At 67.0% G+C, this 14030-nt stretch carries 11 protein-coding genes; all 11 read left to right on the forward strand.

The annotated features are described in order from the left end of the window. The first annotated feature begins 20 nt into the window (after positions 1-20). Positions 21-467 carry a type II secretion system major pseudopilin GspG gene (gene gspG / locus FS845_RS05205; protein ID WP_144631024.1) on the forward strand — a complete coding sequence of 149 codons (447 nt, stop codon included), beginning with the start codon at positions 21-23 and terminating at the stop codon, positions 465-467. Continuing rightward, the gene (gene gspK / locus FS845_RS05210; RefSeq protein ID WP_260986157.1) at positions 433-1491 is read left to right on the forward strand and encodes a type II secretion system minor pseudopilin GspK; all 1059 of its coding nucleotides are present in this window, start codon (positions 433-435) and stop codon (positions 1489-1491) included. Before gspG ends, gspK begins: the two co-directional genes overlap by 35 nt. After that, entirely contained in the window at positions 1488-2762 is a 1275-nt protein-coding gene (gene gspL, locus FS845_RS05215; protein WP_144631026.1) for a type II secretion system protein GspL, read from the forward strand. Before gspK ends, gspL begins: the two co-directional genes overlap by 4 nt. Then, a complete protein-coding gene (gene gspM, locus FS845_RS05220; protein WP_144631027.1) occupies positions 2759-3337 on the forward strand; it encodes a type II secretion system protein GspM in 579 nt (192 codons plus the stop codon). Before gspL ends, gspM begins: the two co-directional genes overlap by 4 nt. 92 nt (positions 3338-3429) lie before the next feature. Next, entirely contained in the window at positions 3430-6213 is a 2784-nt protein-coding gene (gene gspD / locus FS845_RS05225; protein ID WP_260986158.1) for a type II secretion system secretin GspD, read from the forward strand. An 11-nt stretch (positions 6214-6224) separates the two neighbouring features. After that, positions 6225-7673 carry a type II secretion system ATPase GspE gene (gspE, locus tag FS845_RS05230; RefSeq protein ID WP_144631028.1) on the forward strand — a complete coding sequence of 483 codons (1449 nt, stop codon included), beginning with the start codon at positions 6225-6227 and terminating at the stop codon, positions 7671-7673. Positions 7674-7684: 11 nt separating this feature from the next. Continuing rightward, positions 7685-8893 carry a type II secretion system inner membrane protein GspF gene (gspF, locus tag FS845_RS05235; protein WP_144631029.1) on the forward strand — a complete coding sequence of 403 codons (1209 nt, stop codon included), beginning with the start codon at positions 7685-7687 and terminating at the stop codon, positions 8891-8893. A 166-nt stretch (positions 8894-9059) separates the two neighbouring features. Continuing rightward, positions 9060-10265 (forward strand): substrate-binding domain-containing protein, encoded by a 1206-nt coding sequence (locus FS845_RS05240; RefSeq protein ID WP_144631030.1) that lies wholly within the window; start codon positions 9060-9062, stop codon positions 10263-10265. A gap of 477 nt (positions 10266-10742) precedes the next feature. Next, on the forward strand, positions 10743-11981 hold the full coding sequence (locus tag FS845_RS05245) for a substrate-binding domain-containing protein (protein WP_144631031.1): 1239 nt from the start codon (positions 10743-10745) through the stop codon (positions 11979-11981). A 235-nt stretch (positions 11982-12216) separates the two neighbouring features. Continuing rightward, positions 12217-13476, forward strand: a complete 1260-nt coding sequence (locus FS845_RS05250; RefSeq protein ID WP_144631032.1) for a PstS family phosphate ABC transporter substrate-binding protein — start codon at positions 12217-12219, stop codon at positions 13474-13476. A gap of 287 nt (positions 13477-13763) precedes the next feature. Beyond that, complete coding sequence (locus FS845_RS26430) at positions 13764-14018, forward strand: hypothetical protein (RefSeq protein WP_186332160.1); 255 nt, start codon at positions 13764-13766, stop codon at positions 14016-14018. Positions 14019-14030: the final 12 nt, after the last annotated feature.

The raw sequence follows: 14030 nt of genomic DNA on the forward strand, positions 1-14030 counted from the left end.
ATGAGCGAGGAGTCGCAGCCATGCCATTCGTCCGGCCTCAGCATCGTTCAGCCGCCCTGCGGCGCCGACAGCGTGGCTTCACCCTCATCGAGATCATGGTGGTCGTGGTCATCATGGGCATCCTGGCCGCGCTGGTCGTGCCGCGCGTGCTCGACCGTCCCGACCAGGCCCGCGCGGTCGCGGCCCGCCAGGACATCAGCGCGCTGATGCAGGCACTGAAGCTCTATCGCCTGGACAACGGCCGCTATCCCAGCACGCAGCAGGGCCTGGTCGCACTCACGGGCAAGGCCGAGCAGGCCAAGAACCCGCGTGCCTATCTCGACCGCCTGCCCAACGATCCCTGGGGCCATCCCTACCAGTACCTCAACCCCGGCGCCAATGGCGAGATCGATGTCTTCTCTACCGGGGCGGACGGCCAGCCGGGCGGCGAAAATGCAGACGCTGACATCGGCTCCTGGCAGCTCTGACGCCGCCGCCGGCCGGGCCGGCGGTAGGCGCCGGCGCCGATGCGCAGCGTCGCAACGCGGTTCCGCCATCATCGGCGCGCTGCTCATCGTGGCCATCGTCACGATCCTCGCGGCGTCGCTCATGGCACGGCAAAGCGCTTTCATCCGCACGCTGCAAAGCGACCAGACGGGCATCCAGGTCCGCATGCTGATGCAGTCCGGCATCGACTGGGCCTCGGCCATGCTGCGCGACGAGGGCCGGCGCACGCCGGTGGTGCAACTGGCCGCCGACTGGGCGCAGCCCGTGCGCAACACGCGCTTCGGCGACGAGGACGATCGCCTGTACGCGTCCTTCTCCGGCCGTATCACCGACGAGCAGGGCAAGTTCAACCTGCGCAACGTGGTCAGCGGCAGCGGCCTCGATCCCAATGAATCCGCGGTGTTCCGCCGCCTGTGCGGCCTGGTCGGCGTGCCGGCCGAGGTCGCCGACCGCATCGTGCAGCGCGTGCTGATCGCCCAGCCGCGCTCGGCCGACGCCAGCGGCACGCAGGGCGGCGATGCGCAGGCCGGCGGCGCCGCCAACGCGCCTGCCGGCGCGCCGCCGCCCGCGCCCGTGGTGCAGATGGCCCGTGCGCCGATGATCCGCACGCTGGATGACCTGCGCCCGGTCCAGGGCGTCACCGAGGACGTGCTGGCGCGCCTGCGGCCCGTGGCCACGGTGCTGCCCGTGGGCACCTGGATCAACGCCAACACCGCGCGCCCCGAAGTCATCGCGGCCTGGGTGCCCGGCCTGTCCGTCGAGCAGGCCAAGGCCGTGCTGGCCGAACGCGACCAGGGCCAGTGGTTCATCAACCGCGGCGATTTCGTCAACCGGCTGCGCATGCCCGACCTCGACGCGCAGACCGTGCGCATCGGCATCGGCAGCAACTGGTTCCTGCTGACGGGCGCCGTGTTCACCGATCGTTCCACCACCGTCACGCAGGCCCTGCTGCAGCGTAGCGATCGCAACGAGGTGCGGGTGTTCTGGTCGCGGGAGGCAGGGTGAAGAAGCTGTCGTTGCGAGTGGCCCTGCCGGCCTTGCATGCCGTGGGCCCGGACACCGTGGCGTCCTGCGCGCAGGTCGGGCGGGATGGCGCCGTGCAGTTCGAGGGCGAGCTGCCGCTGCGCGACGTGGCGGCGCGCTGGCCCGGCCAGCCGGTGCACCTGCTGCTGCATCCGTCCGACGTGGCGCTGGCCAGCGTGCCGGTGCCGCCGCTGTCCGGCGCGCGGCTGGATGCCGCCATCGCCACCGCCGTCGAGCCGCTGGTGCTGGGCGACCTGTCCAGCGTGGCGCTGGCGCATGGCCCGCGCGGCGCGGATGGCCAGGCCACCGTGGCCTGGGTCGAGCGCGAAGCCCTGGAAGGCGCCGTGCAGCGCCTGGCGGGCTGCCGGCTGCGCATCGCGGGGTTCTATCCCGCGCCGTTCTCGCTGCCGGTGGCCGCCGAGGGATGGACGGCCCGGCAGGCCGGCGACAGCCTGGTCGTGCGCACCGGAACGGACGGCGCGCTGGTCTTCCCGCTGCCCGCCGATGCCGGCATGCAGGATGGCCAGCCGCCCGCGGCGGTGGCGTTCATCGCGGCCGAGGTGCGGCAGGCCGCGCCGCCGGCCGTCACGTGGATCGGCTCCTCGCCCGCGTGGTGGCCGCTGGCGTCGGAAGCGCCGGCCATGCTCGTGCCGCCGTCGCAACGCTGGGCGGGCGCCTTGCCGGCATGGTCGCTGGCCATCGCGGCGGGCCCGTCCGACAGCCCGCGCGGCTGGCGCGAGCCGCTGGCCTGGGTGGCCGCGGCCGCCGTGCTGTGGATGGTGGGCCTGAACCTGTACGCCGGCCGCCTGGCCTCGGAAGGCGCGGCGTTGCAGCAGCACATGGCGCAGCGTGTGCGCATGGTCTTCCCCGAGCTGCCCACCGTGTTGAACCCCCTGCAGCAGGCGCGCCAGCAGCGCGATGCACGCGCCGCCGCGCAAGAGCAGGGCGCCGCGGGCGAATTCGCGGTCCTGCTGCGGCTGTCCGGGCAGGCCTTGCCTTTCCATTCGGGCGAGGTGCGCGAACTGCGCTACGTGCCCGGCGAGATCACGCTGCACACCAGCGACGCCGGCCCGCCCACAGGACAGGGCGAGCCCGCCTGGGTGCAAGAGGCCCGCAAGGCGGGGCTGGCCGTCGAGCCGGGCGAACCGGCCGGCGCCTGGCGCATCCGGCGCGCCACCGCTCAGGACGGCACGGCCAAGCCGCCCACCGGCCCGGCCACCGCCGGCGCCGCCACCGCCGGAGACCGGTCATGAAGATGCCGCGACGCAAGCGGGTGGCGCTGCCGCCCGCCCTGCAGCGATCCCTGCGCACGTCCATCGAGCGGGCCGAGACCGCCTGGGCCGGCATGGCCGTGCGCGAACGCCGCCTGGTCGTGCTGTGCGCCGCCGTCGTCATCGGCGCGCTGTGCTGGCTGGCCGCCATCGAGCCGGCCCTGAAGTCCATCGAGCGCTGGCGGGCCGAACTGCCGCGCCTGCGCTCCCAATCCGCCGCGGTCGAGGCCGTGCTGGGCGAAGTGCCGGCGCCGCGTCCCGCGCCCGCCGATGCCCAGGGCTACCAGGCGGCGCTGGCTGGCCAGCTCGACGGCGCGCAGCTGGGCGGCACCTACCAGCTGACGGCCGATGGCGCGGCTGGCTGGCGCGTGGCGTTCAACGACGCCTCGCCCGCGGCCCTGATCCCGTGGCTGCTGACGCAGCCTGCGCAGCTGCACCTGCGGCTGGCGGAAGTTTCCTTGCGGCGTACCGATACCGCCGCGCACGATGCGTCCGCCGCGGCGTTGTCGGGCTCGGTACGCCTCGTTCCTGATTCCGAAGCGAAGGATTTGCCATGAAGCAGTGCCATCGGTACCTCATGGGGCCGGTACTTGCATGTCTGGTCGCCGGCTGTGCCGGACCCGACCCCTCCGCGGCCACGACCGCGCGCATGCCCGCTGCCTCGCGAAGTTCCTTTGACGACGACGTGGGAGGCACGCCCGTCACGCAGGCCGTGTCCGTGCCGCCCGCGTCCTCGCGCACCGCGCGCCGCGCCACGCCGCTGGCCGACGCGCCGCAACCCGTCTCCCAGTCCGCTTATCAGGCCGCTTATCAAGCCGCCCCGGCGCGCGAGCGCCGCGCGCCCGCCACGCAGTCCGCCGCCGCCATGCCCCTGGCCGCGGCGCCGGCCGTGCCCGTCGCGTCGACCACGGCATCCTCCGCCGCCGCGCCCCGGCCCGCCGCCTCGAACCGCAACGACGTCGTCTCGCTCAACTTCGTCGACACCGACATCCCCGCCGTGCTGCGCGTGCTGGCGCGCTTCACGCAGCGCAACTTCCTGGTCGACCCGCGCGTCAAGGGCAAGCTCACGCTGGTGTCCGAAGAGCCCGTGCCGTCCGACACCGCCTACAGCATGCTGCTGGGCGCGCTGCGCATGCAGGGCTTCACAGTGGTCGACGTCAACGGCGTCAGCCGTGTCGTGCCCGAGGCCGACGCCAAGCTGCAGGGCGGCGCCGTGGCCGGCAGCGGCCAGCCTGGCGGCGGCATCGTCACGCGCACTTTCCGCCTGAACTACGAGACCGCGGCCGACCTGGTGCCCGTGCTGCGTCCCATGATCGCGCCCAACAATCCCATCACCGCCTACCCGGGCAACAACACGCTGGTCATCACCGACTACGCCGACAACCTGGACCGCATCGCCAAGATCATCGCCAACGTCGACACGCCCACCTCGCTGGACACCGACGTCGTCAAGATGCGCAACGGCATCGCCGTGGACGTCGCCGCCATGGCCCAGCAACTGCTGGACACGCAAAGCAAGGACCCGGCCCAGCGCATCGTGGTGGTGGCCGACCCGCGCGCCAACAGCATCGTGGTGCGCGCCAGCAGCCCCGCGCGCACCCGCCTGGCGCGCGAGCTGATCACCAAGCTGGACGAGTCGCAGGAAGAAGCGGGCAACCTGCACGTGGTGTACCTGCGCAACGCCCAGGCCCTGCACCTGGCCCGCGTGCTGCGCGGGCTGCTCACCGGCGAGACCGACGCCGCCAATGGCGCGCTGGATCCGGTGCGCGCCTCGCTGGGCACGGCGAGTTCCAGCGGCGGGGGCGGGCTGGCCGGCGGCACGCGCACCTCGGGCAGCGGCGCCTACGGCTCGCAAGGCCAGTCCACCAGCGGCACGTCGGGCCTGGGCGCGTCGGGCTCGATGCGCGGCTCGCTCAATGGCGGCATGGGCGCCGCGACCGGCGGGGCGGGCATGGGGCAGGGCGGCGCCATGGACAGCCAGCAGTCGATGGCGTTCTCGGCCAACGGCACCACCGTGCAGGCCGACGCGTCCACCAACACGCTGATCATCTCCGCGGCCGAGCCCATGTACCGCAGCCTGCGCAAGGTCATCGACCTGCTGGACCAGCGCCGCGCGCAGGTATTGATCGAAAGCCTCATCGTCGAGGTCACCGAGACCAACGCCGCGCAGCTGGGCATCCAGTGGATGGCCGGCAATCCCACGCGCGGGTTCGGCGGCACGCGATTCCCCAGCGCGGGCGGCCTGAACGCCAACGCCGGCACCACCATCGACGCGCTGCCGGGCGGGCTGAACATCGGCGTCATCAACGGCAACGTGTCGCTGCCGGGCATCGGCGAGATCATCAACCTGAAGCTGCTGGCCACCGCGCTGCAGACGCAGGGCGGCACCAACATCCTGTCCACGCCCAATCTGCTGACGCTGGACAACGAGCCCGCGTCCATCATGGTGGGCAAGACCGTGCCCTTCGTCAGCGGCCAGTACGTCACCTCGGGCAGCGGCAGCGACAATCCCTTCCAGACCGTCGAACGCGAGGACGTCGGCCTGAAGCTGAACGTGCGGCCGCAGATTTCCGAGGGCGGCACGGTCAAGCTGGACATCTACCAGGAAGTCTCCAGCATCGACGAAACGCTGTCCTCGACCGCCGGCATCGTCACCAACAAGCGCGCGCTGGATACCAGCGTGCTGCTGGAAGACGGCCAGATCATGGTGCTGGGCGGACTGCTGGAAGACACCGTCACCACCGGCCGCGAATCCGTGCCGGTGCTGGGCAACATCCCCGTGCTGGGGGCGCTGTTCCGCTACGACACCCGCCAGCGCGCCAAGACCAACCTGATGGTGTTCCTGCGGCCCTACGTGGTGCGCGACGCCAGCGACAGCCGCGGCCTGACGCAGACCCGCTACGACTTCATGCGGCGCGCGCAGGGCGTGTCGCAGCCCGGCAACCACCTGGTGCTGCCCGACATGGGCGCGCCCATCCTGCCGCCGTCCGGCGTGCCCACCGCCGGCGAGAACACCTACGACCTGCGTCCCCAGGCCCAGGCCGATACGCTCAAGCGCGAAGGTCCCCCGGTCGAGTCGTCCACTGAAGTACGCCAGCGTCCGTCCGATCCCGAACAGTCGGACCGTCCCGCCCGCGTGCACGCCAACCTGCCCGCCGGCCTGACCATCTCCACCGACCCCGGCGCCATGTACGGCCAGACCGAGGAGACGCGCAGCGTGCTTCAGTTCGCCGACGTACCCACCGACCAGGAGGCGCAGCGCATCATGCAGCGCGCCCGCATCAGCGGCCTGAAAAGCTACGCGATGACGGGCCCGGGCGGCATGGGCTACGTGGTGCGCGCGGACGTGCCGCGCGATCCCCGCGCCGTCGACAACGCGGTCGCCGTGCTGCGCGAGCTGGGCTACCAGCCCGAGATCGTCGTCTCGCCCTGATCGGAGGCCCCATGGACACGCCCGCCACGCCTTCCTACGCCGCCCTGCCGTATGCCTGGGCCCGCGCCCAGCGCGTGGCGCTGCGCCAGGCCCCCGGCGGGCTCGAGCTGGTGGCCACGCTGGGCACCCCCGGCTGGGCCATCACCGAGGTGCGCCGCCGCTATGGCGGCATCACGCTGGTCCAGGTCAGCGATGCCGAGCTCGACACGCTGCTGTCCGCCACCTATTCCGACACCGGCGACGCGGCCTCGGTGGTGGGCGCCGCCGAAAGCGAAGTCGACCTGGACCGACTGATGCAGGACATGCCGGCCGTCACCGACCTGCTGGACGCGCAGGACGACGCGCCGGTCATCCGCATGATCAACGCGCTGTTGACGCAGGCCGCGCGCGACGGCGCCAGCGACATCCACATCGAGCCCTACGAGACCCATTCCGTGGTGCGCTACCGCGTCGACGGCACGCTGCGCGACGTGGTGTCGCCGCGCAAGGCGCTGCATGCGGCGCTGGTGTCGCGCATCAAGATCATGGGCCACCTGGACATCGCCGAGAAGCGCCTGCCGCAGGACGGCCGCATCACCCTGCGCGTGGGGGGCCGGCCCATCGACGTGCGCGTGTCCACCGTGCCCACCGGCCACGGCGAGCGCGTGGTGCTGCGTCTGTTGGAAAAAGACGCCGGCCGCCTGCAGCTGGAAACCCTGGGCATGGCGCCCGACACGCTGGCCAGGCTGGCCAACCTCATCCGCCAGCCGCACGGCATCGTGCTGGTCACCGGCCCCACCGGCAGCGGCAAGACCACCACGCTGTACGCCGCGCTGGGCAAGATCGATACGTCGACCACCAACGTACTGACCGCCGAAGACCCCATCGAGTACGACTTCCCGGGCATCGGCCAGATCCAGGTCAACGCGCGCATCGGCATGACCTTCGCCACCGCGCTGCGCGCCATCCTGCGCCAGGATCCGGACACCATCATGATCGGCGAGATCCGCGACCTGGAAACCGCCCAGATCGCCGTGCAGTCCTCGCTGACCGGCCACGGCGTGCTGGCCTCGCTGCACACCAACGACGCCGTGTCGGCCGTCACCCGCATGACCGACATGGGCGTCGAACCCTTCCTGCTGGCCTCGTCGCTGCTGGGCGTGCTGGGCCAGCGCCTGGTGCGCCGCCTGTGTCCGCAATGCAAGAGGCCCGAGACCCTGCCCGAGGGCCGCATCGTCTACCGGCCGGTGGGCTGCCCCGCGTGCAGCAACACCGGCTACAGCGGCCGTACCGGCATCCATGAACTGTTCGTCATCGACGACGAGTCGCGCCGCTGCATCTACGAAGGCCTGGGCGAGCAGGCCCTGCGCGCCGCGGCCGCCCGCGCCGGCATGCGCACCATGCGCGACGACGGCCAGCGCTGGGTCGATGCCGGCATCAGTTCCCCCGAAGAAATCCTGCGCGTCACGCGCGACGCCTGAGGAGTCCGACCATGCCCAGTTTCAAATACGAAGCGGCCGCGATGTCCGGCAAGATCGAGCGGGGCCGGCTGGACGCCGACAGCCCGCGCGCGGCGCGCACGCAGTTGCGCGCCCGCGGCCTGACCGCCCTGCAGGTGGTCGAGTCCTCGGGCAAGGGCGACGTCGCCGTCTCGCCTTTCGCGCCGCGCCTGTCCGACGCCGACCTGGCCTGGGCCACGCGCCAGCTGGCCAGCCTGCTGGCCGCCAGCCTGCCGCTGGAAGCCGCGCTCAGCGCCACCATCGAGCAGGCCGAGCGCAAGCACATCGCCGAGACGCTGGCGGCCGTGCGCGCCGACGTGCGCGCCGGCCAGCGCCTGGCCGACGCCATGTCCGCGCGTCCGCGCGACTTTCCCGAAATCTACCGCGCGCTGATCAGCGCGGGCGAAGACTCCGGCGACCTGGGCCGCGTCATGGAGCGCCTGGCCAGCTACATCGAAGAGCGCAACGCGCTGCGCTCCAAGATCGTGGCCGCCTTCATCTATCCGGTCATCGTCGCCTTCGTGTCGGTGTGCATCGTCATCTTCCTGCTCAGCTACGTCGTGCCGCAGGTCGTCACTGCCTTCACCCAGGCGCGGCAAGAGCTGCCGTTCCTCACCCAGGCCATGTTGGCCGCCAGCGACTACGTGCGCAGCTGGGGATGGTTGAACGCCCTGGTGGCGGTGGGCGGCTTCTGGATCTGGCGCATCTCGCAGCGCGCGCCCGCAGCCCGCCTGTCGTGGCACAGCCGAGTACTGAGGCTGCCGCTGATGGGACGCTTCGTGCTGGGCGTGAACACCGCGCGCTTCGCGTCCACGCTGGCCATTCTTACCGACGCCGGCGTGCCGCTGCTGCGCGCGCTCGAGGCCGCGCGCCAGACCCTGGGCAACGAGCGCCTGAAGCTGTGCGTGCACGACGCCACCGCCCGCGTGCGCGAAGGCGTGTCACTGGGCGGCGCCTTGCGCGTGCAGAAGATATTTCCGCCGCTGCTGACGCACCTGATCGCCAGCGGCGAGAAAACGGGCGCCTTGCCGCCCATGCTGGACCGGGCCGCGCAGTCGCTGTCCGCCGACCTGGAACGCCGCGCGATGTCGATGACCGCGCTGCTGGAGCCGCTGATGATCCTGGTGATGGGCGGCATGGTGATGATGATCGTGCTGGCGGTACTGATGCCGATCATGGAGATGAATCAGTTGGTGCAGTAGATCGGACTTATGTGTCCCAAGTCCGCGGCACGCCTGCAGTTTGGGTCATGTACGGCGCCGATATTGAAGGCGTCGCGCGGTAGCCGTTCGACAGAGGCGCGCGATGAGGTCGTGACTCATCCTCTAGTGGTTTCCATTCCGTGGTTCAACCGTTAGGAGATTCACCATGTCGCATCGGAACATTCTTGTGTCGTCCGCGCTGGCGGCCGGGTTTGCCTTGATCGGCGCGCATGCCGCCGCGCAGAGCGTCGTCACCGGCGGGGCAACCGAACCCATCGCCATGTACCAATCCCTCATGCCGGTGGACGGCGTGCATTTCTCGTATGCGGGCACGGGCAGCAGCATCGGCAAGATCGCCGTGTTCAACAACGACGGCGCCCTGTTCGGCCATGCCGGCCGCAGCGTGCCCATGTCGGCCAGCGAGCTGATCATCACCCCCGCCGAAGACGCCGCCTACGCGCTGGCCCACATCACCAGCCCCGCCACGCCCGCTGATATGTGGGGGCCGGTACTGCAGATGCCCGCCTACGTCAGTGCCGTCGCGATCCCGTTCAACAAGACGAATACGTCCGGCAATCCCGAAGCGCTGAACTTTCGAGCGCTCGCCTCCAGCACGCTGCCCGACGTGGCGGACCTGTGCGGCATCTTTTCGGGCCGCATCGTGGACTGGTCCATGATTCCTGGCTCGCATCGCTCGGGTCCGGTCACCGTGCTGTATCGCGCGGATGGCAGCGGGACCAGCGTGCTGTTGGGCAATTTCCTGAACGCGGCCTGCACGGCCACCGAGCCCAACCTGACCGGCGGCGCATTCGACGCGAACCAGCCGATTTTCGCGGCGCAGTTTCCCGCGGCCATCGTGCCGGGCAACTTCGTGCCGGTGTCTGGCAGCGGGAATATGGATGCGGCTGTACTGGCCAATGTGGGCGGCATCGGTTACGTGAACCCCGGCGCGTTGACGCCCTGGGCTGCGGATGCGAGCAGGGTGGCCCAGGTGAAGGGGTTTTCGCCTACCGAGGCCAGCATTTCCTTGGCGGCCAACGGCGTGCCGCTGCCCTCGGGCGTCGCGGTGAACACGCGAGCGGGCTGGATGCCGAATTTCGGCAATCCGTCCGTTGGCTATCCCATCGCGGGCTTTTCGTCGTTGGTCGTCAGCCAGTGTTTCCTGGGGGCGGATCCGATGGCCACCGTGAGCACGATGATGGAGTTTCTCAACGGGTTTTATTCGCTAGGATCGTTGTCGGGTCCGGAGGTAGTGCTGCCGATGCCATGGCGGAATGCGGTCGTCGCGACGTTTTTGAACAATTCTTCTGGGCGGGGGAAGAATGTGCAAAATCCGTTGGTGTGCAATGGAATGGGAAAACCGTTGCCATAACGTAGTTGTGTTGATGGGCTGGTTTTGTTAATTGACGAGTGGCGGTTATCTCGCGCATGGTGGAATTTTTGTTGATTATTTATAGGTTTAATGGATGGTTTAAGTTATTTGCTAATTTCGAATTCTAAGGGCGAGCTTGGCTCGCCCTTTTTCTTTGCGCCCGCGTGACGACATTGCTTTAAGTCTACCGGTAGTTGTCTCTCGAGAAGGAGTGTGTGACTCAAGTCCGCAACTCGAACTTATCGGTTGTCATCAAAAGTGAATATAAAGCGCGATCTGGTTCAACGGCATGCCAAAAAAATTCGAATATGACTCAAGTCCGCGATTTGATTTGATTAGCCGTCATACAGCGAATTGATACTGTCTCTGTCGCACGAGATTGCAGTGGAGGGGGTGCGACAGACCGAATTCCCTTTTTTCCTCCGTATCGTGATTTCAACCTCATCCGGTTTATCCAATTCGTCAGGAGATCAAGTCATGTCGTTCAAGAAATCCGTTCTGGCTTCGGCCGTCGCGCTGGGTCTGATGTCCGTGGCCGCTGGCGCCATGGCCCAGAAGGTTGTGTCGGGCGGCGCCACGCTGCCCCAGACGCTGTACACCACCATCATGCCGGCTAACAACATCGACTTCTCGTACCTGGGTACGGGTAGCGGCACGGGCAAGACCGCCGTGCTGACCAACGACGGTTCGCTGTTCGGCCATGCTGGCCGCAGCGTTGCCATCGCCGGCAGCGACGTCGTCATCACCCCGGCCGAAGACGCCACCTACAAGGCCGACCACATCGACGCCGCCACCAACAAGTGGGGCCCGATGCTGCAGATCCCGTCGGTGGCCACCTCGGTCACGATCCCCTTCAACAAGGCCGTCACCTCCGGCGCCGCCGACCTGGACTTCTCGGCCACCGACAGCGCCACCGCTCCCGACGTGGCCGACCTGTGCAAGATCTTCTCCGGCGCCGTCACCGACTGGAGCGACATCCCCGGCTCCAACCGTTCGGGCCCGATCACGGTTCTGTACCGTGACGAAGGCAGCGGCACCAGCGCCCTGCTGGCCAACTTCCTGCGCTCGCAGTGCCCCACCGAACTGTTCGCCACCAGCCACCTGAAGGCCACCAACAGCACGGGCCGCGGCGTGTTCCAGCTGGACCAGCAAACGTTCAAGATGCAGTTCAAGAACGATACGGTTCCCTCGAACTTCGTGCCGGTCACGGGCAGCAGCGGCATGCGTGTCGGCGTGTTCGCCGCCGAAGGCCGTGTAGGCTACGTGGGTCCGGACGTCGTCGCCGCGGCCGACCTGGCCGACCCGACCAAGTACGCCAAGGTGCGCGGCGCTTCGCCGACGGGCGCCAACGTCGGCCTGGCTGTGGCCGACCGTGCTGTTCCCACCAGTGCCAACTTCAATACCCGCGCTGCCTGGGCCCCCAACTTCGGCGTTCCCACCAGCGGCTACCCGATCGTGGGCTTCACGACCCTGGTCGTGAACCAGTGCTACAGCGGTACTGACGCCAACGGCACGCAAGCCGCCATCGTCGCCTTCCTGACCAAGCTGTACACGACGACCGACCACGATGCCGCCATCAACGCCGACAACTTCGTGCCGCTGTCGTCCTCGTGGAAGACCGCTGTCACGAACACGTTCCTGAACAACACGTCGGGTCGTGGCCTGAACATCGGCAACGCCACGGTTTGCAACAGCATCGGCAAGCCGCTGCTGTAATAGCCAGGGTCAACTGCACGCCACTCGGCCACAAGCTGGGGGGCCATAGTTGAAGTGGGCGAGGCGTTAAGCCTCGCCTTCTTTATGGCAATTGAGAATGTTCTGAATAGGTGTGGCCCCCGTTTGCGATCTGTCGGTGCCCGCCATATCAACCAAGAACTCAGGCGGGCCTCAGTGCAGGGCACCCAGGCCTTGCTTTTCCTTGTTAGGTCGTTCAAACATGAGGAGATAATTCATGGCGAGAAAAAATTCTATTCTGATTTCGACCATTGCGTTGGGTCTAATGTCTTTCGCCGCCGGCGCTATAGCTCAGAAAGTTGTCTCAGGTGGATCTACGCTGGCTCAAGGCTTGTACATCGCTATCATGCCAGCTGACAACTTTAACTTTTCGTACAAAGTTACGGGTAGCGAGGTGGGCAAGACTGCAGTATTGACTAACGAAGGCGCACTATTTGATCGCCCAGCCCGCAGTGTTGCTATTGCAGGTAGTGACGTTGTCATCTCACCCACCGAGGACGCCGTGTACAAGGCCAATCACATTGATGACAAGGACAATAAATGGGGGCCAGTGCTGCAGTTTCCGGCTGTAGTCACGTCAGTCGTGATCCCATTCCGAAAGGCCCTCGCTGTAGGCACTCCTCTCAACACATCGACTCAGTTGGACTTCTCGGCTGAAATCAGTCCGACCGCCCCCGATGTAGCTGATTTGTGTCGAATCTTCTCGGGTGCCGTTACCGACTGGAGCGGTATTGAAGGGTCTCATCGTACGGGCCCTATTACGGTGCTATACCGTGAGGACGGCAGTGGAACAAGCGCTCTTCTCGGTAATTTCCTGCGGACGCAATGTCCCACTGAACTATATGCCACCACTAATTTGAAGGCTGCTAACAATGTGGGGAGGGGAGTTTTCCAGCTTGACCAACAAAACTTTTCTCAGCAGTTCAAAAACGACAAAGTCCCTCCTACTTTTATGCAAGTTAAGTACAGTGCGGGAATGCGCGACGCTGTCTTTGCCGCGGAAGGTCGGATTGGCTATATGGGGCCAGACCTTATTTTGCCGGCCGATCTGTCGAATGCGGCCAAATATGCCAAGGTGCGCGGCTTCTCGCCAACGAGTGCAAACGTTAACGCGGCTGTTATGGCATGGGTGCCGACGACGCCTACCAACGCTACTGCCGTTACCCGCGATGCCTGGGTTCCCAAGTTTGGCCTGCACCCCGGAGGTTACCCAATTGTTGGCTTCACGGCCCTGGTCGTGAACCAGTGCTATAGCGGTGCAGATGCCAATGGCACGCAAGCCGCCATCGTCGCGTTTCTTACCAGGCTATACACCACGACTGACTTCGATGCGGCCATCACTGCCGACAACTTCGTGCCGCTGCCGTCCTCGTGGAAGACCGCCGTCACGAACACGTTCCTGAATAACACGTCGGGGCGTGGGCAGAACATCGGCAACGCCACGGTTTGCAACGGCATCGGTAAGCCGCTGCTGTAATCGTCGAGGCCACCTGGATAGCCCTGACCACAAGAGGTGGTGCTGGTTGAGATATTGGCGAGGCTCCAAAAGGCTTCGCCGATATGTTTTCGTAAGCCTTTAAAGTTTTTGTCACACGCAGGGCAAATAATGGCGAATAGGCGCCACCCTTTATTGGTTCCCTCTACCTGCCCATGAAAGCTATAGCGGCAAAGCGTATGTAACTCAAGTCCGCGATTCTCCATCACGAACTGTCATTTCGGTGCGCGATGATGGAGCGTTACCGTTTGTCGTACATCGCTCCCAGCATGGCCAAGACCTTGAATCCCTTCGATAAAACAAAAAGGGAATTGCTCGGCCGGTCTGCTGCGAATAATGCGGATTCTGTCATGCGGCATTGCACTGCGGCAATCCCCGATGGCGAATCCGTCAAATTCTCCCCGTATTCCCTGGCATGCCCGCCGACATCCGGCCGGCGTGCCATCGCCTTTACGCGTCTTCGCCTCATGCGGCGCCGCCTGCCGCATCGCGAGACTTCTGTCGCAAAGCTTTTTTCGGATTGATCGAAGGACAAC

The organism is Bordetella genomosp. 13 (assembly GCF_007679965.1).
In the GTDB taxonomy this organism is placed as follows: Bacteria; Pseudomonadota; Gammaproteobacteria; order Burkholderiales; family Burkholderiaceae_B; genus Bordetella.

Coding starts and splice junctions, on each gene's coding strand:
- gspG (WP_144631024.1), top strand. CDS start 21: ATGCCATTCGTCCGGCCTCAGCATCGTTCAGCCGCCCTGCGGCGCCGA.
- gspK (WP_260986157.1), top strand. CDS start 433: ATGCAGACGCTGACATCGGCTCCTGGCAGCTCTGACGCCGCCGCCGGC.
- gspM (WP_144631027.1), top strand. CDS start 2,759: ATGAAGATGCCGCGACGCAAGCGGGTGGCGCTGCCGCCCGCCCTGCAG.
- gspD (WP_260986158.1), top strand. CDS start 3,430: ATGCCCGCTGCCTCGCGAAGTTCCTTTGACGACGACGTGGGAGGCACG.
- gspE (WP_144631028.1), top strand. CDS start 6,225: ATGGACACGCCCGCCACGCCTTCCTACGCCGCCCTGCCGTATGCCTGG.
- gspF (WP_144631029.1), top strand. CDS start 7,685: ATGCCCAGTTTCAAATACGAAGCGGCCGCGATGTCCGGCAAGATCGAG.
- FS845_RS05240 (WP_144631030.1), top strand. CDS start 9,060: ATGTCGCATCGGAACATTCTTGTGTCGTCCGCGCTGGCGGCCGGGTTT.
- FS845_RS05245 (WP_144631031.1), top strand. CDS start 10,743: ATGTCGTTCAAGAAATCCGTTCTGGCTTCGGCCGTCGCGCTGGGTCTG.
- FS845_RS05250 (WP_144631032.1), top strand. CDS start 12,217: ATGGCGAGAAAAAATTCTATTCTGATTTCGACCATTGCGTTGGGTCTA.
- FS845_RS26430 (WP_186332160.1), top strand. CDS start 13,764: ATGGCCAAGACCTTGAATCCCTTCGATAAAACAAAAAGGGAATTGCTC.